Source organism: Stenotrophomonas sp. CS3K5 (assembly GCF_059515225.1).
Map to the genome: position 1 here is coordinate 22,020 of NZ_JCAKRX010000009.1, position 20,199 is coordinate 42,218.

Below are 20,199 nucleotides of genomic sequence, written 5' to 3' on the forward strand. Positions count from 1 at the left end.
AACGGTCGTGACCTACCGTCATGACCTACCCTCACCACCAACGGTCGTGATCTACTGACCCCTCCTCCGACGGAAACACACGCGTGGTCTCCAGTTGGATCCTGCTGCTGGTCTCGGTTGCCTATGCCGCGCTGCTGTTCGGCGTAGCGTGGTGGGGCGACCGTCGGCCCATGTATCCCGACCGGCCGTGGCTGCGGCCGGTGGTCTACAGCCTGGCGCTGGCCGTGTACTGCTCGTCGTGGACCTTCTACGGCGCGGTCGGCACCGCCGTGCGCAACGGCGTGGGCTATCTGCCGATCTACATCGGCCCGTTGCTGCTGCTGCTGTTCGGCTGGCGCATCATCGAGCGCCTGGCGCTGATCGCACGCAGCCAGAACGTGGTGTCCATTGCCGACTTCATCTCCTCGCGCTTCGGCCGCTCGCGGCGGCTGGCGGCGCTGGTGGCGATCATCGCGCTGATCGGCATCATTCCGTACCTTGCCCTGCAGTACAAAGCGGTGGCGATGAGCCTGCAGGTGCTGACCGGCAACACCGGGCCGACCGGCTTCTTCAGCGACCCGGCGCTGTACGTGGCGCTGCTGATGGCGCTGTTCGCCACCCTGTTCGGCACCCGCCAGGTCGATGCCACCGAGCACCACCACGGCATGATGCTGGCGATCGCCTTCGAATCGGTGATCAAGCTGCTGGCCATGCTGGCGGTGGGCGTGTTCGCCTACCTGTGGCTGAGCAACCGCACCGACGCGGTGGTTGAGTCGGTGCATACGCTGTTCACCGGCCTGCCGCCGGTCGGCTTCATCTCGCAGACACTGCTCAGCTTCCTGGCCATCATCTGCCTGCCGCGCCAGTTCCACGTGGCCGTGGTCGAGTGCGGAGATGTGCGCGATGTGCGCCGCGCGCGCTGGATGTTCGGCGGTTACCTGGTGCTGATCTCGGCCATGGTGCTGCCGATCGCCACCGCCGGCGTGACCCTGTTCGGCACCGGTGGCAGCGTTGCCGACGATTCGATGGTGCTGGCGCTGCCGCTGGCCGAAGGCCGCAACGCGCTGGCGCTGATCGCCTACGTGGGCGGGTTCTCGGCCGCCACCGGCATGGTCATCGTGTCCTCGATCGCGCTGGCCACCATGGTCAGCAACGACCTGGTGATGCCGGTGCTGCTGCGCCGCAGTGGCGACCATCAGGAGGCGGCCGATGTTGCCTCGCGCGTGCTGTGGATCCGCCGCCTGGCGATCCTGATGCTGGCGCTGATGGCCTACAGCTACTACCGCACCAGCAGCAACGACAGCACGCTGGCCTCGTATGGGCTGATGGCCTTCGCCGCAGTGGCACAGTTCGCGCCGGGCCTGATCGGTGGCCTGTACTGGCGTGGAGCCAGCCGTCGCGGCGTCGAGACCGGCATGCTGCTGGGCTTTGCCACCTGGCTGTACACCCTGCTGCTGCCGGCGATGACCATGGCCGGCTGGGTTGACGCGGGCTGGGTGCAGCACGGACCGTTCGGCATCGAGTGGCTGCGCCCGCAGCAGCTGTTCGGCATGACCGGCTGGGATCCGCTGACCCACGGCACCTTCTGGTCGCTGCTGGTGAATGCGGCAACGATGATGCTGGTGTCCGCGCGCTGGCGTCCCGGCGTGGACGAGCGCCTGCGTGCCGCTCCGTTCCTCGACCCGTATGCCGAGCGCCCGTCGGTGGCCGGTGGCTGGCCCGGGCACGTGCATGTGGGCGATCTGCTGGCGCTGGCCTCGCGCGTGGTTGGCGAGCGCCATGCGCGGCGCTCGTTCTTCGAGCAGGCACAGTCGCTGGGTCGCGAGCTGCAATCCTCCGCGCCCGCCGACCGGCCCTGGGTGCAGTTCACCGAACGCTTGTTGGCCGCCTCGATCGGCGCGGCATCGGCGCGCCTGCTGCTGACCAGCCTGCTGCGCGGTTCGGGCATGGACCTGGGTGAAGTAGTGGCGGTGCTGGACGAAGCCGGGCAGGAACTGCGCTTCAACCGCGAGATCCTGTCGACCACGCTGGAGAACATCAGTGCCGGCGTCAGCGTGGTCGACCCGGACATGCGCCTGACCGCCTGGAACCGCCGCTACCAGGACATGTTCGGTTACCCCGACGGCATGCTCTACGTGGGCCGCCCGGTGGCCGACCTGATCCGCTACAACGCCGAGCGCGGTGAGCTGGGCGAAGGCGATATCGAGGTACAGATCAACCGCCGCATTGGCTACATGCGTGCCGGTTCACCGCATGTGTTCGAGCGCACCCGCAGCGACGGCAAGGTGATCGAGATGCGTGGTCAGGCGCTGCCCGGCGGTGGCTACGTGACCAGCTACAACGACATCACCGACTACAAGCACGCGGAAAAGGCACTGCTGGAAGCCAACGAGACGCTGGAGCAGCGCGTGGCCGAGCGCTCGCACGAGGCCGAGGTCGCGCAGCAGTCGAAGACGCGCTTCCTGGCGGCGATCAGCCATGACGTGCTGCAGCCGCTGAACGCCGCGCGGCTGTTCGCCTCGGCATTGCGTGACAGCGACCACGTGAGTGACGAGCAGAAGCATCTGGCTGAGCGCGTGGATGCGTCGCTGCGTGCTGCCGAAGAGCTGCTTGATGGCCTGCTGGACGTGTCGCGGCTGGATGCCGGTGGCCTGCACCCGGTGATCGGCGAGTTCGATGTGAGCGCGTTGATGCGCGAGCTGGCCGCGCAGTACACGCCAGTCGCCGCCGGTCGCGGACTGCGCCTGGACCTGTTCGCGCGCCCGGCCTGGGTACGCAGCGATCGCCGGCTGCTGCGCCGTGTGCTGCAGAACTTCCTGGCCAACGCGCTGCGCTACACACGGCAGGGGCGCATCGTGCTGGCGGTGCGTCATCGTGGTGATGAAGTGGAACTGCAGGTGTGGGATACCGGCCCCGGCATCCCAGAGCACCACATGCGGCAGATCTTCGACGAGTTCCACCGCTACCAGCAGCCGTTCGACTGGGGCGAACAGGGTCTGGGGCTGGGCCTGTCGATCTGCCAGCGCATCTCGCGCCTGCTTGACCATCGCCTCAACGCACGCAGCCGGGTGGGCAGTGGCTCGATGTTCTCGATCATCCTGCCGCGGGTGGCGCCGTTGCCAGGCTACACCGAGCTGGCCGCGCCGGTACAGGCGGTGTCCGCACCGGTACGCAGCGATTCGCTGGCGGGCCTGCGCGTGTTGTGCGTGGACAATGACGAGGAGATCCTCGACGGCATGCGCGCGCTGCTCGGCCGTTGGCAGGTGCAGGTGATCACTGCCGCCACCGTCGACCAGGCGCTGCAGAAGATTGCCGAGCGCCCGCAGGTGATGCTGGTGGACTACCACCTGCACGACCGCATGGACGGCCTGGATGCGCTGGTGGCCCTGCGCGAGGCAGCGGGCTACCCGTTGCCTGGCGCGTTGCTGACCGCCGATGGTCGCGACGAACTGAAGCGGATGGCACGCGAACGCGGTTACCGCGTGCTGACCAAGCCGATCAAGCCGGCCTCGCTGCGCGCCTTCCTGGGCGCGCTGCGCGACGCCGGCAACAACGACGCCTGACGGGCACCTGTAGAGCCGAGCCCATGCTCGGCTCCAGCGCGAAGCGTGGTGTTCCGTGGTCGGGCCGAAAAGCAGCCGAGCGTCGGCTCGGCTCTACAAATACTGGTGCCGCGGGGTTCTGTAGAGCCGAACCCGTGCTCGGCTCCGCGCGCAGCCCGGTGCTGATATAGCCATCGCTATACAAACCAGCCCTGCCTGCGCGTTTGCCTGGAAATGCGCCACGTGCGGATCGCGGTGCTAAGCTGCGCGTCCCCTTGGGGAGTAGCCGGATTCCTTCGCAGGAATCGTCCACGTCAACATACTCGGCCAGTGCGCCGTGGCGTGGACAACCATGATGGTTGGCGAGACCAGCGGCCCGCGCGCGCAACGTCAGGTTGGGCGCGAGCGCGAGCCGTGCGTCCGTCCTTGCCCGACCTTCAGCAGCCGCCAATGTCCCCCATTTCGATCCTCCTGATCGGCTTTGCCATGTCCACCGATGCCTTCGCCGCAGCGATCGGCAAGGGTGCCGCGATGCGCAAGCCGGTGTTCCGCGACGCGCTGCGCGCCGGCATCATCTTCGGCGTCATCGAAGCGATCACACCGATCATCGGCTGGCTGCTCGGCCGTGCCGCCCTGCAGTACGTGGAAGCCTTCGACCACTGGATCGCCTTCGGCCTGCTCGGCGCGCTGGGCATCCACATGATCTACAACGGACTGCGCCCGGACAGCGCCGAGGAGGAAGAAGATCCTTCGCAGCACCACGGTTTCTGGAAGCTGGCGCTGACCGGCTTCGCCACCAGCATCGATGCGATGGCGGTGGGTATCGGCCTGGCTTTCATGGACGTGCATATCGGCGTGATGGCCACAGTCATCGGCCTGTGCACGCTGACCATGGTCACCGTCGGCATCATGCTCGGCCGCGTGCTGGGCAGCATGGTCGGCAAGCGCGCGGAGATCATCGGTGGCGTGATCCTGGTGATCATCGGCGCGACGATCCTGTACGAACACCTGCACGGCGTGGGGTGACGCCTGTTCCTGTAGAGCCGAGCCCATGCTCGGCTGGCGTGTGAAGCAGCCGAGCGTGGGCTGGGCTCTACATTGCGGCAATGGCCGACATGCAGCGTCGCATACCGGCAATGCCTATGCGATCACCACGGTGACGCATGCGCGTCGTCCCTGGTTCAGTGACAAGGCCAACGTTGATCTGCTGATCGAAGCCCTGCGCACAGTAGAGCGGACCGGTCGCACCTTCTCCCTCGCCTGGGTGATCATGCCGGACCACCTGCGTTGGTTGATCGAGTTGCGTACCGGCACGCTGGCCGGCTGCATGCAGATCCTGAAGTCCAGGAGCGGAAGATCCATCGCCACGGGCGTTGATGCGAACGCGCCGATCTGGCAGCCGGGGTACTACGACCATGCGCTGCGCAGTGATGAATGCCTGCGCGCGCAGGCGATGTACATCGTGGCCAATCCAGTGCGTGCTGGGCTGGCCTCGCGTATCGGGGAGTACCCCTATGTGTGGAGTCGATGGCCGTTTGAGGCGTGATCGGGTATTGAGGCGAGGAGCAGCCGAGCGTGGGCTCGGCTCTACAGGGGCGTCATGACGTCTGTAGAGCTGATCCCATGCTCGGCTCTGCACCCCATCACGGTCAATCTTCTTCCGGCGGCAGCACGATGGCGTCGTCGTCGATGGCCAGCTTGCCGGCCATCAGCACGGCCTGGGTGCGGTTGGTCACGCCCAGCTTGCGCAGGATGGCGGTGACGTGGGCCTTGATCGTGGCTTCGGAGACGTTGAGGTCGTAGGCGATCTGTTTGTTCAAGCGGCCTGCGCCCAGCATCTGCAGCACGCGGAACTGCTGCGGGGTCAGCTCGCGCAGGCGCTGGCCGACTTCGCGTTCCTCGCGCTCGGTCGGCGGCACGTTGTGCGCTTCCGGTGGTGCCCAGGTCTCGCCATCGAGGATGGTGCCGAGCGCATGGCCGATGGTGTCCGAGTCGGCCGACTTGGGAATGAAGCCGAGCGCGCCGTGGTCGAGTGCGCGCCGCATCACCGTCGCTTCTTCGCGCGCGGAGACCACCACGACCGGCAGGTGTGGGTGCAGCGAGCGCATGTGCACCAGTGCGTTGAATCCCTGTGCACCGGGCATGTTCAGGTCCATCAGGACCAGGTCGGCGTCGTTGTGCTGGTCGGCCAGCGCGTACAGCGCTTCCACGCTGTCGGCCTCGAACAGCTGCACGCCGGGGATGACCCGCTGCACGGCGCCGCGCAGGGCTTCGCGGAACAGCGGGTGGTCATCGGCAATCAGGAGGGTGGTCATGGTCGGGGGGAACCGTGGGGGAAACTGTCTGGGGTCAGATCCCTTTCCTTGCGGAAAGGGATCCGACCCCGGGTTCTGCATCAGCGTACCTTGCGCTCGTCCACCAGCGAGGCCACCACCGACGGGTCGGCCAGGGTCGAGGTGTCGCCGAGCTGGTCCGGTGCGTTCTCGGCGATCTTGCGCAGGATGCGGCGCATGATCTTGCCCGAACGGGTCTTGGGCAGGCCCGGCGCCCACTGCAGGTGGTCCGGCGTGGCGATCGGACCGATCTCCTTGCGCACCCAGGCGACCAGTTCCTTCTGCAGCTCGTCGCTCGGGGTCTCTTCGGCCACCAGGGTCACATAGGCGTAGATGCCCTGGCCCTTCACGTCGTGCGGGAAACCGACCACGGCCGCTTCGGCCACCTTCGGGTGCGAAACCAGCGCGCTTTCCACTTCGGCGGTACCGATGCGGTGGCCGGACACATTGATCACATCGTCCACGCGGCCGGTGATCCAGTAGTAGCCATCCTCATCGCGGCGGCAACCGTCGCCGGTGAAGTAGCTGCCCGGGTAGGTGCGGAAATAGGTATCGATGAAGCGCTGGTGGTCGCCGTACACCGTGCGCATCTGGCCCGGCCAGGAATCGCGGATGATCAGGTTGCCCTCGGTTGGGCCGTCCTTGATCTCGCCATCGGCATTGACCAGCGCCGGCTGCACACCGAAGAACGGCAGGGTGGCCGAACCGGGCTTGAGGTCCATCGCGCCGGCCAGCGGTGAGATCAGGATGCCGCCGGTCTCGGTTTGCCACCAGGTGTCGACGATCGGGCAGCGGCTGTCGCCGACCACTTCGTAGTACCAGCGCCACGCTTCCGGATTGATCGGTTCGCCGACGCTGCCGAGCAGGCGCAGTGAGGCGCGCGAGGTCTTCTTCACCGGCTCCTCGCCCTCGCGCATCAGCGCACGGATGGCGGTCGGGGCGGTGTAGAAGATGCTCACCTTGTGCTTGTCGATGACGTTCCAGAAGCGCGAAGTATCCGGGTAGTTCGGTACGCCTTCGAACATCAGCGAGGTCGCGCCGTTGGCCAGCGGCCCGTACACGATGTAGCTGTGGCCGGTGACCCAGCCGACGTCGGCGGTGCACCAGTAGATGTCATCCTCGCGCAGGTCGAACACCGCTTCATGGGTGTAGGCCGCGTACAGCAGGTAGCCGCCGGTGGTGTGCAGCACGCCCTTCGGCTTGCCGGTAGAGCCGGAGGTGTAGAGGATGAACAGCGGGTCTTCCGCGTTCATGCGTTCCGGCTCGCAGGTGGCCGGCTGACTGTCCACCACATCGTGGAACCAGCGGTCGCGCGGCGCCTGCATGTCCACCGCGCCGCCGGTGTGACGCACCACCAGCACGGTTTCCACGGTATTGGTGCCGGGCAGCTTCAGCGCGGCATCGACGTTGGCCTTCAGCGGAATCCTGCGCCCACCGCGCAGGCCCTCGTCGGCGGTGATGATCAGCTTGCTCTGGCAGTCGCTGACGCGGTCGGCGATCGAGTTCGGCGCAAAGCCGCCGAACACCACCGAGTGGATCGCACCGATGCGTGCGCAGGCCAGCATGGCCACCGCAGCGTCGACGATCATCGGCAGGTAGATGGTGACCCGGTCGCCCTTCTTCACGCCGAGGTTGCGCAGCGCATTGCCGAGGCGGCAGGTGCGCTCGTACAGCTCGCGATAGGTCACGTGCTGGGCCGGCGCATCCGGGCTGTCGGGCTCGAACAGCAGCGCGGTCTTGTCGCCGCGCGTTTCCAGCTGGCGATCCAGGCAGTTCACGCTGGCGTTGAGCTCGCCATCCTCGAACCACTTGATGTGGAAGTCGGACAGGTCGTAGCTGACGTTCCTGATCTTGGTCGGCTTGCGCATCCAGTCCAGCCGTTCGGCGGCCCTGCCCCAGAAACCATCCGGGTCGGTTACCGAAGCCTGGTACTGCTGTTGGTAGGACGTCTTGTCGATGCGTGCCTTGGCGGCGAACTGCGGATCGACGGGGTAGATATCAGCCATGGCACCCTCACTTGCACGTTGACTTTGTATGTGCGGTCGCAGCATCGCGGCGACCGATCCCCCTCAGTTTGCCCCATCCACCCCCGGCCGCGTCACCACCTTGGTTAGACCATGGTCGAAAGTGAGCGCCCAGCAGGGCCGGGTTCGACCAATGGCGAATAGCCGCTATACATGAACGCCCCGCAGTCTCGGCTCGACCGTGCCCCACGCGCGGCATCACCTTGCCACTTGGGAGAGAGGGCAACATGAGCCACCGTACGTTGAAAGCCGTGCGCACACCTTTGGCGGCCTGCCTGTTGGTCGCCCTGGTCGCACCGGGCATGGCGTTCGCAGAGACCGCCAAAGAGAAAGCGCTGGAAGCACGCGTTGCCGAACTGGAACGCCAGGTCCAGCTGCTGTTGTCTTCGCAGCAACAACAACAGACCCAGATCACCCAGACCCAGCAGGCCGTGACCGACGTGCGCAGCGTGCAGGCCGCGCAGAAGCCGGTTGCTTCGGTGCCGGCCGGCAAGCAGCCGATCCAGGTCACTACCCTTACCCCGGGCGCCGCGCCGGGCACCACGGTCAAGATCGGCGGCTTCATCAAGGCCGACTTCCTGGCCACCCAGACCAGCGATGGCCAGCTGGCCGACGACGCTACCGGCCGTTCACTGTACCTGCCGGGCCAGACCCCGGTGGAAGGCGCCGGTGGCAGCGGAAAGCGTTCGGGCACCGACTTCAACGCCCACGCCAAGTTCTCGCGCTTCAACCTCGGCATCGACAACGTGAGCGAATCGGGCAACAAGGCCGGTGCGTTCTTCGAGATGGACTTCTTCGGCAACTCGCTGGGCAACCAGACCGCCACCAATACCTACGGCGTGACCCTGCGTCACGCCTACATGTACTGGAACAACTGGATGGCGGGCCAGACATGGTCCAACTTCATGGATGCGGCCGCGCTGCCGGAAGCGGTCGACTTCGTCGGCCCCACCGATGGCGTGATCTTTGTGCGCCAGGCCCAGGTGCGCTACACCCAGGGTGGCTTCAGCGTCGCACTGGAAAACCCGGAAACCACCACCCTCACCGGCACCCGCAACCCGGTCACCGGGGCCTGGACCAACGCCAGCGCCAACTCCGACCGTGGCAGCCTGCCCGACCTCACGATGCGTTATGGCTGGAAGGGCGACTGGGGCACCTTTGGTGTCGGTGGCATCGTCCGCCAGTTGAAGGTGGACAACCAGGCCACCGGCGCGAAGGCCGACAAGGTGGCTGGCGGCCTGACCCTGGGCGGCAAGTGGGTGATGGGCGACAGCGATTCGCTGCACTACCAGCTGACCGGCGGCGAAGGCATCGCCCGCTACATCGGTTTGGGCATCACCGCTGACAGCGCCTACGACGTGGCCCGCGACGAGCTCAACCCGACCGGCGTGCTTGCCGGTTACGTGGGCTGGCGGCATGCGTTCTCGCCGAAACTGCGCACCAACCTGATCTATGCGCGCAGCGACTACGACAACGACAGCATCCTCGGCCCGCTGGTGACCAAGAGCGTGCAGAGCATCCGCGGCAACATCTTCTACTCGCCGCTGCCCAAGGTCGATATCGGTGCGGAGCTGATGTACGGCCGTCGCGAAGTGGAGAACGGCAACAAGGGTGACATCACCCGATTGCAGTTCACCACCAAGTACAGCTTCTAAACCAGTGCCGACCAAGGTCGGCACCTACAGAGATTGCGCCGGCCAACGTCCGGCACCTACCGAATTGAGTGCCGACCAGGGTCGGCATCTACCGAGGGAAATGTCCCATGTCCAGCACATCCAGCTCCGCACACAAAGCGGGCACCCTGACCCAAGGGCACAAGAAAGTCATTTTCGCATCGAGCCTCGGCACGGTGTTCGAGTGGTATGACTTCTTCCTGTACGGCTCGCTCGCAGCCATCATCGCCAAGCAGTTCTTCAGTGGCGTCAATGAAACCACGGGCATGATCTTTGCCCTGCTGGCGTTCGCCGCCGGCTTCTTCGTGCGTCCGTTCGGCGCGGCCTTCTTCGGCAGCCTCGGCGACCGCATCGGCCGCAAGTACACGTTCCTGGTCACCATCCTGATCATGGGCATCTCGACCTTCCTGGTCGGCGTGCTGCCCAATTACGCCTCGATCGGCTTCGCCGCGCCGGTGATCCTGATCATCCTGCGCCTGGCCCAGGGCCTGGCCATGGGCGGCGAGTACGGCGGTGCGGCCACCTACGTGGCCGAGCATGCGCCGGAAGACAAGCGTGGCCTGTACACCAGCTTCATCCAGTGCACCGCCACGCTCGGACTGTTCATGTCGCTGCTGATCATCCTGGCCTGCCGCTACTTCCTGGGCAACGAAGCCTTCGAAGCCTGGGGCTGGCGCATCCCGTTCCTGGTCTCGATCCTGCTGCTGGGCATCTCGGTGTGGATCCGCCTGCAGCTGAGCGAATCGCCGTTGTTCCAGCAGATGAAGTCGGAAGGCAAGGGCTCCAAGACGCCGTTCCGTGACAGCCTGAAGGGCGGCAACCTGAAGCTGATGCTGCTGGTCCTGCTCGGCGCGGCGGCCGGCCAGGCCGTGGTCTGGTACGGCGGCCAGTTCTACGCGCTGTTCTTCCTCAGCAGCATGCTGAAGGTCGACGCCACCACCTCCTATCTGCTGATTGCCGCGGCGCTGGCGCTGGGCGTGCCGTTCTTCATCTTCTTCGGCTGGCTGTCCGACCGTATCGGCCGCAAGAAGATCATCCTGGCCGGCTGCCTGCTGGCCGCCGTCACCTACATCCCGATCTTCAAGGGCCTGACCCACTTCGCCAACCCGGCCATCGAAGAGGCCCGCAGCAGCTCGCCGGCCCTGGTCGTGGCCGATCCGAACACCTGCTCGTTCCAGTTCGATCCGGTTGGCCTGCGCAAGTTCACCAGTTCCTGCGACGTGGCCACCGCCGCGCTGACCAAGGCTGGCGTGCCGTACGACGTGCAGCCTGCCGCCGCCGGTTCGCTGGCGATGGTGAACGTGGGCAGCGCCAGCGTCACCTCGTATGAAGCCGCGGGCCTGACCAAGGAAGAAGGCAAGGCCAAGGCCGACGCGTTCGGTGCGGAACTGAAGACCGCCCTGACCACTGCCGGTTACCCTGCCAAGGCCGACGGCGCACGCATCAACATCGCTGGCACGATCTTCATGCTGTGGCTGCTGGTGCTGTACGTGACCATGGTCTACGGCCCGATCGCCGCCTATCTGGTCGAACTGTTCCCGACCCGCATCCGCTACACCTCGATGTCGCTGCCGTACCACATCGGCAACGGCTGGTTCGGTGGCTTCCTGCCGGCGATCTCCTTCGCGCTGGTGGCCGGTACCGGCAACCTCTACTACGGCCTGTGGTACCCGATCGGCATCGCGCTGATGTCGGTGGTGATCGGCGGCCTGTTCCTGCGTGAAACGAAGAACGTGGACATCACCAAGTAAGCGGTGGGTTCCATGCAATGAAGGAAAGGCCGCGGTGCACACCGCGGCCTTTCTGTTTGTGGGGCGGCGACGGGGGTAGAGTCGACCGTTGGTCGACTGCTCTTGGAGGAACTGCTGAAAAGCCCGCGCTGCGCGCGATAGTCGACTGACAGCCGACTCTACCCGCCATACAGCGCCTCTCTCTGCAAAGGCATGACCTCAAAGGTCCCTGCATCGATCAGCTTCCTGTAGTGGTCCCTGTTGCCTGGACCAGGCGGGTCGCAGCGAAGCAGATTGTCGAGGGAGCCACCGGGCGCATCCGAAGGGCCTAGGCGGCCTGAGGCATAGCCCTCTGCGGTAGGGCGCCCCTCAGAAAGGGTCAGGTCGGAAAGGGCCGGAGATACCCAGGCGCCAGCATCATTGCAGTGCCCTCCACAGAATTGCCCGGTCTGACGCGCGAACAGGCAGCCGCTTCGTGTGTCGATGAAACCGCAGTACTGCCTTTCATGCAGAGAACCGCGCCCATCGGGCATGCCAACCTCACCGGATTCCACATCAGAGACGAGCACATACCGGCCGTCAGGAGACGTCGCCGGATCGCGGTCGTACTCGAACCGGGAGTAAGAGCGCTCGCTCAGTTCCATGCGGAGCACCAGCTTGCCCTGCTTCATCACTGACACGTTCCGGTAGCGACCGTTCTGCTCACCGTCGTATCGGAGTTAGATGTTGCTGCCAGCGGTTACCGATTTTCCGCCGTCAGCCTTCGCATCCTCTGTTGCAGCCACTGTTGCGAGCACGGCTAAGATCAAGCTCAACAAGTTCATTCTCCAGGAAACCGTCATCTGCAGGCGCGAGCATGCGATGGGTATCAAGGGCTTGTGATGGCCATTCCGGGGCACTCACCTTTCTCCGCCAGCCTTCGCCTCGAGAACTCCTTGAGGCAGAACAAGCGCTGTTCACTCTCATCGCCTGCCTGCCCGATCTCTCTACGCAACTGGTCGGCTCCTGGGCAGCGCGCAGCGCGAGCCACAACGAGGTTGCACACAGGAACAAACGGGAAGTGCCCGTCAGGGCGTGGAATGTTCAGCTTCTCGTCCCAGGCTTCGAACGGAAAGAGAACGTGTAGCAACCCATCTACCGCCTCATCCTCGCTTGGTCGCATGGGGGCGACATCGGGTGCGTAATAGGGGAAAAGGCTGCCTACATCGGGTCCGCTGCATGTCACACCGGGCGAACGTGAGTTGTCGTTGACGGGGGTCTGTACATGGCAGGTCGTACGTTCGAGTCTCTCTGCAAGTGTCTCGAGCATCCTGACAATACTGGCGCCGGGTGTGGCATCGCCCTCAAGCTCGCCGACGACGGCGGCCAGGGTGTCGCCCACCAATGGGATGTGTTCGCGCTCGGTGTTCAGGCCGACCGCCGCGACATCAATGGACTGCTCGCTGGCATCGGAAGCTCCGGCCATGAGAAGGCATCCGATCAGAAATGCATGTGCGCGTCGCATCTACGCATGTTATTGGGGTGGGACACTACCCTCAGCGGGCTGACAGCCTGCGGCAATGAAACAAGTACGAATCTACATATCAGACCAATAATCGATCGTGCCGGTGAGAGGTGACGTATCCAGCCACACGGAACACGGAGATTTCTAGCCAGACCCGCCAACTTTTGACGCAATCGGCCCGAATTCCCTTTGCTGGTAAGTGCGTCCCATAGCATGGGTGACTCATCGAATCGGATCTGGGCATGCGCAGGGTACTTCTGGCAGCGATCATCGCTGTCTCAGCGTCAGCGGCCAACGCAGAGACGCGTGTGGCTGCCGACGGCACGGCACCGCAGGGAAGCCTGCGAGTCGAGGAAAGATCGCCCGTGATCAAACAACTTTGCAAGACAGAGGCGGTCTGGCTGTCCTGGAACAGCGCCGTACCAAACGCAACATTGGTGACCTGCGATTGCAGTTGCACATCGCATGACAACTCAGGATGGCTCGTCGAGGCACAACCGGATTTCGATAGCTATCGGGTACATCGCGTCTCTCTCGGCAAGGTTTTCAGTCCCACGGAGTTCCGCCGGGCTGGTGCGCGGATTGAGGACATCGTCTCGTCGCATCCGTGGTGTTCAGTCGCCAAGCCGAGCATGCCGACGAATGCCGTTTTTGCAACGTTGGTGAAGCAGCCTACGGAGTCGGGCGATGATCCTTACTGCTTTACCCCCCACTTCTTCGTAGGTGACCCCAAAGCCCCCCTGAGAAGAACTCCAGTTTCGGGTGAGCTGTTCTCGGACGAGTCCGCAGCGTCGTCGGTGCGGATCGCGCGTGAGGTCGAGATCCTGCGTGACTGGAGGCGGGAGTTTACGCCTGAGTAGGGCACTGGTGCCCTCGGGCAAGATATGAGGACTACACCTTATGGAGTGTCAGTGATGCTTGTTTTGAAGCGCGTGGTGCTGGCATTGCTTGCCGGATCACCTCTGCTCTTGTCTGCCTACGCTGTGGATGCCAGTGCCATCTACGGCATCAACCATACCCACTGGGCGATCAACCGATTCAGTGTCGATGGCCGTTCGGCGATTGACAGCATTGGTCGATATCAAGGCGGCGGTGGAGGCTGTTGCTACAGCACACCAGCACTCTGGTATCCGGGCCTGATGGTACGGGTTGACTGGGAAACGGGAGCTGGAAGCACAAGAGATTTTCCTGGGACAGAAGATTGGCCCAAATTTTTGGCTTGGGAGAAGAGAATCCTGGCGCAGAAGCGCAGGCACAGCAAAGTCGTCCCCGTACCGGATTGCACCGATCAGAAAGTCTGCGGCATCACCGTTCATTTCCTGCCCTGCGATGAAATTCAGGTCACCACCTCCTGTTACGCCTACGGCAGCCCCGGGTACCCGATCAATACTCCGTTGCAACTGCCGGAGCCGCAGTCATGCCCGGCAGAGCGTACCGACCAGCAGATGGCGTAGTGATGGCGGGGATTGCATCAAAGGGTGAACGCACGCGCGGCGGTGGGGAGACGAACGAATGAGACCCTGTGCCACGGCGTGAAGGTTGGCATGCGAGCGAGGCACGGCTCGACCCTACAATCGGTCCATGACCACCACCGCCCCAGCCGACCTCCCCGCCATCCTGCACACCCTGCGCAGCGCCTGGCAGGCCCAGCGCCCTTCGCTCGACCAGCGCGACACCGACCTGCGCCGCCTGCGCGAGGCGCTGCAGGCGCGCATGGATGAAATGGCCCAGGCCATCGCCGAGGACTTCGGCCACCGCGCCCACGTCGAATCGAAGCTGGCCGATGGCATGAGCGTGCTGTCAGCCATCGATCACCTGCGCCGCCACCTGCGGCGCTGGTCGAAACCGCAGCGGGTGGGCGCCGGCTGGCGACTGTGGCCGGCGCGCGCGCAGCTGCGGCCGACGCCGCTGGGTGTGGTCGGGGTGATCTCGCCGTGGAACTACCCAGTCACGCTGGCGTTGGTGCCGCTGGCCACTGCGATTGCCGCCGGCAACCACGTGCTGCTGAAGCCGTCCGAACATACCCCGCGCACCAGTGCGTTCCTGGCCGATCTGCTGGCCAGCGTGTTTCCGCCCGATCGCGTGGCAGTGGCGCAGGGCGGGGCGGACGTGGCCGCGGCGGTGTCCTCGCTGCCGCTGGACCATCTGCTGTTCACCGGCTCGACGGCCGTGGGCCGGAAGGTGATGGCCGCCGCCGCCGAGCATCTGGTGCCGGTCACGCTGGAGCTGGGCGGCAAGTCGCCGGCGATTGTCTGCCGAGATTTCCCGCTGGACAAGGCCGCCGCGCGGCTGGCCACCGGCAAGTGGTTCAACGCCGGCCAGACCTGCATCGCGCCGGATTACGTGCTGATCGATACCGTGCGCCAGCGCGAGTTCGTGCAGGCGCTGCAGCAGCAGGTGCGCGAACGCTACGGCGATTTCAGCGATGCCGGCGACTACACCCGCATCATCAACGACGGCCAGTACCGGCGCCTGCAGGGCTATCTGGCGCAGGCGCGCGAACGCGGCGTGCCGGTCATTCCGCTGGCGCAGGTGGATGAGGCACGTGCCGACCGCGAGCGCCTGCTGGTGCCGACCGTGGTGCTGGACCCGCCGGACGACCTGGAGCTGATGCGCGAGGAGATCTTCGGCCCGATCCTGCCGGTGCGCGCCTATCCGGACCTGGAGGCGGCGCTGGCCGACGTGCTGTCCCGCGACCGGCCGCTGGCGCTGTATCCCTTCAGCCACGACGCGGCGACGGTGGAGCGCATCCTCGGCCAGGTGGTGGCCGGTGGCGTGACGGTGAATGACACGCTGCTGCACTTCGCCGCCGATGGCCTGCCGTTTGGCGGGGTGGGGGCCAGCGGCATGGGTGCCTACCACGGCCGCGCCGGGTTCGATGCGATGAGCAAGCGGCTGCCGGTGCTGTGGCAGTCGCGCTGGGCGGCCAGTGACCGGCTGCGGCCGCCGTATTCGAAGATTGCGGGGTTGTTGCGGTTCCTGCTGCGGTAGCGCCGGCGGGGGGCATCGGGTTGCCGGCCAGCGGCCGGCACTACCGGTAGGTGACAACCTGGGTTGGCACGCGGGGCATCCATGCGCCAACCAAGGTTGGCGTCTACCAAAGCAGGGCCGGGTAGAATGCCCCCATGAAGATCGCCTCGTGGAACGTCAATTCGCTCAATGTCCGCCTGCCGCACCTGGAGCAGTGGCTCAAGGAGTTCGGCCCGGACATCGTCGGTATCCAGGAAACCAAGCTGGAGGACCACAAGTTCCCCGATTCGGCGCTGATCGCGGCGGGTTACCGCAGCGTGTTCGCCGGCCAGAAGACCTACAACGGCGTGGCGCTGCTGTCGCGTGAGCCGGCGCAGGACGTGCAGATCGGCATTCCCGGCTTCGAGGACGAGCAGAAGCGCGTCATCGCCGGTACCTTCGGCGACCTGCGCGTGATCAACCTGTACGTGGTCAACGGCCAGGACATCGGCACCGACAAGTACGAGTACAAGCTGCGCTGGCTGGAAGCGGTGCATGCCTGGATCGCGCAGGAGCTGCAGCGCCACCCGAAGCTGATCGTGATGGGCGACTTCAATATCGCACCGGACGCGCGCGACGTGCACGATCCGGAGGTGTGGAACGAAAACCACATTCTCACCTCCACCTCCGAGCGCGGCGCATTGAACAAGCTGCTGCAGCTGGGCCTGCACGATGGCTTCCGCCTGCACAACGACGAAACCGGTGTGTTCAGCTGGTGGGATTACCGCGCGGCCGGCTTCCGCCGCAACCTGGGCCTGCGCATCGACCTGACCCTGGTCTCCGATGCGCTGAAGGGCAGCGCGGTGGCCTCGGGCATCGATCGCGAGCCGCGCACCTGGGAACGCCCGAGCGACCATGCGCCGGCGTGGGTAGAGCTGGGTTGAACGAACCGGGCCCGACGATTGCCGGGCCCGTTCTGGAACGTCTGCCGGCCAGCGGCCGGCACGTCCCTCAGATCACCGTATGCTCTTGCGGGTGAACAGGTTGACGATCGCCAGCAGGATCACCGCACCGATGAGCGAGAACAGGAAGGTGCGCAGGGTGATCGCTTCGTTGATGCCGCCGCCGAACAGCCAGCCGGAAATCAGCGCGCCGACGATGCCGACCACAATGTTGAGGATGATGCCCTGCTGGGCATCGCGCTTCATGATGATGCTGGCCAGCCAGCCTACGATGCCGCCGACGATCAGCCAGATGATGATGCCCATGATCGAACCTCCGGTGGGAAACTGTGACCAGTTGACGCGCATGGCCGTGAACCCGTCGTGCAATTGCGTGATGGGCGCGTGCGGATGAGCCTGCCAGCCACCCTCGACGGCCCCTGGCGCTTCGGCCCGGTCACGGTCTGGCGGCGCCCGCACGTGCCCGGCCAGCGCGGCGAGCCGCAGGCGCGGCAGGTGCTGGCGCAGGCACTGGGCACCGCGCCGGACACCCTGCCGCTGGTGCGCGATGACAAGGGCCGGCCGGAGCTGAGCGGCGCGCTGGCCCACTACGGCACCGGCTGGAGCCACAGCGGCGAAGTGCTGCTGGTGGCGCTGGGCGAGGGCGTCCGCCTGGGCGTCGACCTGGAGCTGCTGCGGCCGCGCGCCCGCCTGCTGGAAATCGTGCAGCGCTTCTTCCACCCCGCCGAGGTGGCCTGGCTGGAGAGCCTGGACGAGGCCGCCCGCGAGCACTGGTTCTTCCGTGTGTGGTGCGCCAAGGAAGCGATGCTGAAGGCGCACGGGCAGGGTATCTCGTTCGGCCTACACCGCCTGCAGCTGGCACCGGGGGCGGATGGCGCCCTGCACCTGCGCTGGTGCGACCCGGAACTGGGCGAGGCCGCGCGCTGGCATCTGCATGAGTGGCAGGCCACCGGGCAGTTCCGCGCCGCATTGGCCTGGTATCCGCATTGAAGCGGGGAATCAACGTGCAAAACCGGCGATAATGCCGGCATGAGCGAACACCCACTTCCCGCCAGCGTGGCCGCCACGCTGGAACAGGGCCTGGCCAGCATGGGCCTGGACGCCGCGCTGGCGCCGCCGCTGCTGCGCTACCTGGCCCTGCTGCACCGCTGGAACGGCACCTACAACCTCACCGCCATCCGCGACCCGCAGGAGATGGTCACCCGCCACCTGCTCGATTCGCTGGCGATGCAGCCGTTCGTGGCCGATGGCAGCCTGGCCGATCTCGGTACCGGCCCCGGCCTGCCCGGCATCCCGCTGGCCATCGCCTGCCCGGGCCTGCAGGTCACCCTGGTCGAGAGCAACGGCAAGAAGGCGCGCTTCATGCGCGAGGCGGTGCGGCAGCTGGGCCTGGGCAACGCCCGCGTGGCCGAATCGCGGGCCGAGGCGCTGGACGAGGCCGGTCGCTACGACCAGTTGACCGCGCGCGCGATGGACACCCTGGCCGGCATCGTCCGTGTCGGTGGCCACCTGCTGCGCCCCGGTGGCGTACTGCTGGCCATGAAGGGCGTCTACCCGCATGAGGAGATCGCGGAGCTGCCGGCCGGTTGGCAGGTGCGCGAGGTGACCCCGCTGAGCGTGCCCGGCCTGGCCGGCGAACGCCACCTGGTCACCGTTACAGGTCCTTGATTGCCCTCGCCAGCCCCTTGTGGAACAACGGGTTGGCGATTCACGATTTCCGCCCGGGGCCGGTTGTACGCATAATGACCGGTCCCAACCATCCGTCGACGAGGCACACCTGCATGGCCCGCATCATCGCCATCGCCAACCAGAAGGGTGGCGTCGGCAAGACCACGACCGCCGTCAACCTGGCCGCTTCCCTGGCCAACGCACCCAAGCGCGTGCTGCTGGTCGACCTTGATTCGCAGGGCAACGCGACCATGGGCAGCGGCGTGGACAAGCGCGAGCTGACCGCCTCCACCTGCGATCTGCTGCTGGGCGAGAACAGCGCGGCCGACGTGCGCGTGCAGACCGCCGAAGGCTACGACCTGCTGCCCGGCAACATCGACCTGACCGCCGCCGAAATCCAGTTGATGGGTGAGAGCGAGCGCGAGCAGCGCCTGAAGCGCGCGCTGGCGCCGATCCGCGAGGAGTACGACTTCATCCTGATCGACTGCCCGCCGGCGCTGTCGCTGCTGACGCTCAACGCGCTGGCCGCCGCCGATTCGGTGATCGTGCCGATGCAGTGCGAGTACTACGCACTGGAAGGCCTGAGCGCACTGGTGGAAACCATCGAAGCGCTGCGCACCAGCCTGAACCCGGCGCTGGAGATCGAAGGCGTGCTGCGCACCATGTTCGATGTGCGCAACAACCTGGCCAACGCGGTGTCGGCCGAACTCACCGAGCACTTCGGCGACCGCGTGTTCCGCACCATCGTGCCGCGCAACGTGCGCCTGGCCGAGGCGCCCAGCCATGGCCAGAGCATCGTCGGCTACGACCGCGCCTCGCGCGGTGGCGTGGCCTACCTGGGCCTGGCCGGCGAGATCATCCGCCGCAACAACGAACGCAACAAGGCCGCCAAGGCCGTGGAGACCGTCTGATGACCAGCAGCAAGCCGGCAGCCAAGAAGCGGGGCCTCGGCCGTGGCCTGGATGCGCTGCTGGGCCCGAAAGGCGCGGTCAGCCAGGTGCAGGCCACCACCGCGGTGATCGAGCCGCTGCCGGGTGAAGTGCTGCGCAAGCTGGCGGTAGGCCAGCTGCAGCCGGGCAAGTACCAGCCGCGCCGCGAGATGGACGAGGGCAAGCTGTCCGAGCTGGCCGACTCGATCAAGTCGCAGGGCGTGATCCAGCCGATCCTGGTGCGCCAGCTGCCGGCGGGCAACTACGAAATCGTCGCCGGTGAACGCCGCTGGCGCGCTTCGCAGCTGGCCGGGCTGGACGAAGTGCCGGTGGTGGTGCGCGAGCTGGAAGACCGCACCGTCATCGCGATGGCGCTGATCGAGAACATCCAGCGCGAAGACCTCAACCCGCTGGAAGAAGCCGAGGCGCTGCAGCGCCTGATCAGCGAGTTCACCCTCACCCATGCCGAGGCCGCTGAAGCGGTGGGCCGCTCGCGTGCGGCGGTGTCCAACCTGCTGCGCCTGCTGGAGCTGCCGGTGGCCATCCGCCTGCTGCTGGAAACGCGCCGCCTGGAAATGGGCCACGCCCGCGCGCTGCTGACCCTGGCCCCCGAGCTGGCCGGCAAGCTGGCGCAGGAAGCGGCCGATGAAGGCTGGTCGGTGCGCGAGGTCGAGCGCCGTGCGCAGGCCTTTGCGGCCGGCAAGGTGCCGAGCAACCGCCCGGTGGCCACGCCGAAGGTGCAGCAGGCCGACATCGCCTCGCTGGAAACCGAGCTGTCCGAAGCGCTAGGCGCTAAGGTCGCGATCAATCACGGCCGTGGCGGCAAGGGCAAGCTGATCATCCATTACACCGACCTGGACACCCTGGACGGCGTGCTGGAAAAGCTGCGCACGCGCCAGGGCTGAG

General features: G+C 65.9%; 18 protein-coding genes and 1 riboswitch. Of the genes, 13 read left to right on the plus strand and 5 right to left on the minus strand.

All coding sequences use genetic code 11. From position 1 onward, the window contains the following. Nucleotides 1-83 precede the first annotated feature (83 nt). The 3 genes from AC5YGJ_RS13855 (at nucleotide 84) to AC5YGJ_RS13865 (ending at nucleotide 5,067) form a co-directional block, all read left to right on the plus strand. The gene (locus AC5YGJ_RS13855) at nucleotides 84-3,542 is read left to right on the plus strand and encodes a hybrid sensor histidine kinase/response regulator (protein WP_249842429.1); all 3,459 of its coding nucleotides are present in this window, start codon (nucleotides 84-86) and stop codon (nucleotides 3,540-3,542) included. Nucleotides 3,543-3,792: 250 nt separating this feature from the next. Continuing rightward, nucleotides 3,793-3,882: riboswitch (yybP-ykoY riboswitch) on the plus strand. Nucleotides 3,883-3,971: 89 nt separating this feature from the next. After that, complete coding sequence (locus tag AC5YGJ_RS13860; RefSeq protein ID WP_496186856.1) at nucleotides 3,972-4,547, plus strand: manganese efflux pump MntP; 576 nt, start codon at nucleotides 3,972-3,974, stop codon at nucleotides 4,545-4,547. A 25-nt stretch (nucleotides 4,548-4,572) separates the two neighbouring features. Further along, nucleotides 4,573-5,067: an REP-associated tyrosine transposase gene (locus AC5YGJ_RS13865; protein WP_496186857.1), complete on the plus strand. Its 495-nt coding sequence runs from the start codon at nucleotides 4,573-4,575 to the stop codon at nucleotides 5,065-5,067. 103 nt (nucleotides 5,068-5,170) lie between these two features. Here the strand turns inward: AC5YGJ_RS13865 and AC5YGJ_RS13870 are convergent, their stop codons facing one another. Next, a complete protein-coding gene (locus tag AC5YGJ_RS13870; protein ID WP_005411662.1) occupies nucleotides 5,171-5,836 on the minus strand; it encodes a response regulator transcription factor in 666 nt (221 codons plus the stop codon). 80 nt (nucleotides 5,837-5,916) lie between these two features. Then, complete coding sequence (acs, locus tag AC5YGJ_RS13875) at nucleotides 5,917-7,860, minus strand: acetate--CoA ligase (protein WP_496186858.1); 1,944 nt, start codon at nucleotides 7,858-7,860, stop codon at nucleotides 5,917-5,919. 245 nt (nucleotides 7,861-8,105) lie between these two features. On the opposite strand from acs, the gene AC5YGJ_RS13880 reads away from it, so the two are divergent. Together AC5YGJ_RS13880 and AC5YGJ_RS13885 are read left to right on the plus strand one after the other, a co-directional pair. After that, the gene (locus AC5YGJ_RS13880; protein WP_309338126.1) at nucleotides 8,106-9,533 is read left to right on the plus strand and encodes a DcaP family trimeric outer membrane transporter; all 1,428 of its coding nucleotides are present in this window, start codon (nucleotides 8,106-8,108) and stop codon (nucleotides 9,531-9,533) included. A gap of 107 nt (nucleotides 9,534-9,640) precedes the next feature. Further along, nucleotides 9,641-11,302 carry an MFS transporter gene (locus tag AC5YGJ_RS13885; RefSeq protein WP_496186859.1) on the plus strand — a complete coding sequence of 554 codons (1,662 nt, stop codon included), beginning with the start codon at nucleotides 9,641-9,643 and terminating at the stop codon, nucleotides 11,300-11,302. A 158-nt stretch (nucleotides 11,303-11,460) separates the two neighbouring features. Here AC5YGJ_RS13885 and AC5YGJ_RS13890 read toward each other — a convergent pair whose 3' ends face one another. Both AC5YGJ_RS13890 and AC5YGJ_RS13895 read right to left on the minus strand, forming a co-directional pair. Then, nucleotides 11,461-11,952, minus strand: a complete 492-nt coding sequence (locus tag AC5YGJ_RS13890; RefSeq protein ID WP_496186860.1) for a hypothetical protein — start codon at nucleotides 11,950-11,952, stop codon at nucleotides 11,461-11,463. Between the two features lie 197 nt (nucleotides 11,953-12,149). Further along, on the minus strand, nucleotides 12,150-12,746 hold the full coding sequence (locus tag AC5YGJ_RS13895) for a hypothetical protein (protein ID WP_496186861.1): 597 nt from the start codon (nucleotides 12,744-12,746) through the stop codon (nucleotides 12,150-12,152). A 404-nt stretch (nucleotides 12,747-13,150) separates the two neighbouring features. Here AC5YGJ_RS13895 and AC5YGJ_RS13900 point away from each other — a divergent pair, with 404 nt between their 5' ends. The 4 genes from AC5YGJ_RS13900 (at nucleotide 13,151) to xth (ending at nucleotide 16,678) form a co-directional block, all read left to right on the plus strand. Next, nucleotides 13,151-13,645: a hypothetical protein gene (locus AC5YGJ_RS13900; RefSeq protein WP_496186862.1), complete on the plus strand. Its 495-nt coding sequence runs from the start codon at nucleotides 13,151-13,153 to the stop codon at nucleotides 13,643-13,645. Between the two features lie 54 nt (nucleotides 13,646-13,699). Next, the gene (tli1a, locus tag AC5YGJ_RS13905) at nucleotides 13,700-14,239 is read left to right on the plus strand and encodes a Tli1a family immunity protein (protein ID WP_496186863.1); all 540 of its coding nucleotides are present in this window, start codon (nucleotides 13,700-13,702) and stop codon (nucleotides 14,237-14,239) included. Between the two features lie 127 nt (nucleotides 14,240-14,366). Next, complete coding sequence (locus AC5YGJ_RS13910; protein ID WP_496186864.1) at nucleotides 14,367-15,776, plus strand: coniferyl aldehyde dehydrogenase; 1,410 nt, start codon at nucleotides 14,367-14,369, stop codon at nucleotides 15,774-15,776. A gap of 134 nt (nucleotides 15,777-15,910) precedes the next feature. Next, nucleotides 15,911-16,678 carry an exodeoxyribonuclease III gene (xth, locus tag AC5YGJ_RS13915; protein ID WP_496186865.1) on the plus strand — a complete coding sequence of 256 codons (768 nt, stop codon included), beginning with the start codon at nucleotides 15,911-15,913 and terminating at the stop codon, nucleotides 16,676-16,678. 72 nt (nucleotides 16,679-16,750) lie between these two features. Here the strand turns inward: xth and AC5YGJ_RS13920 are convergent, their stop codons facing one another. After that, entirely contained in the window at nucleotides 16,751-17,002 is a 252-nt protein-coding gene (locus tag AC5YGJ_RS13920) for a GlsB/YeaQ/YmgE family stress response membrane protein (protein WP_014648887.1), read from the minus strand. An 84-nt stretch (nucleotides 17,003-17,086) separates the two neighbouring features. Between AC5YGJ_RS13920 and AC5YGJ_RS13925 the strand changes: the two genes are divergently transcribed. The 4 genes from AC5YGJ_RS13925 to AC5YGJ_RS13940 all read left to right on the plus strand — a co-directional run bounded on the left by AC5YGJ_RS13925 (nucleotide 17,087) and on the right by AC5YGJ_RS13940 (nucleotide 20,198). After that, a complete protein-coding gene (locus tag AC5YGJ_RS13925) occupies nucleotides 17,087-17,686 on the plus strand; it encodes a 4'-phosphopantetheinyl transferase family protein (protein WP_309338116.1) in 600 nt (199 codons plus the stop codon). A gap of 39 nt (nucleotides 17,687-17,725) precedes the next feature. Next, nucleotides 17,726-18,364 carry a 16S rRNA (guanine(527)-N(7))-methyltransferase RsmG gene (rsmG, locus tag AC5YGJ_RS13930; RefSeq protein WP_012481632.1) on the plus strand — a complete coding sequence of 213 codons (639 nt, stop codon included), beginning with the start codon at nucleotides 17,726-17,728 and terminating at the stop codon, nucleotides 18,362-18,364. A gap of 113 nt (nucleotides 18,365-18,477) precedes the next feature. After that, nucleotides 18,478-19,275, plus strand: a complete 798-nt coding sequence (locus tag AC5YGJ_RS13935) for a ParA family protein (protein WP_496186866.1) — start codon at nucleotides 18,478-18,480, stop codon at nucleotides 19,273-19,275. Then, complete coding sequence (locus AC5YGJ_RS13940; RefSeq protein WP_008267278.1) at nucleotides 19,275-20,198, plus strand: ParB/RepB/Spo0J family partition protein; 924 nt, start codon at nucleotides 19,275-19,277, stop codon at nucleotides 20,196-20,198. Before AC5YGJ_RS13935 ends, AC5YGJ_RS13940 begins: the two co-directional genes overlap by 1 nt. Nucleotide 20,199 lies beyond the last annotated feature (1 nt).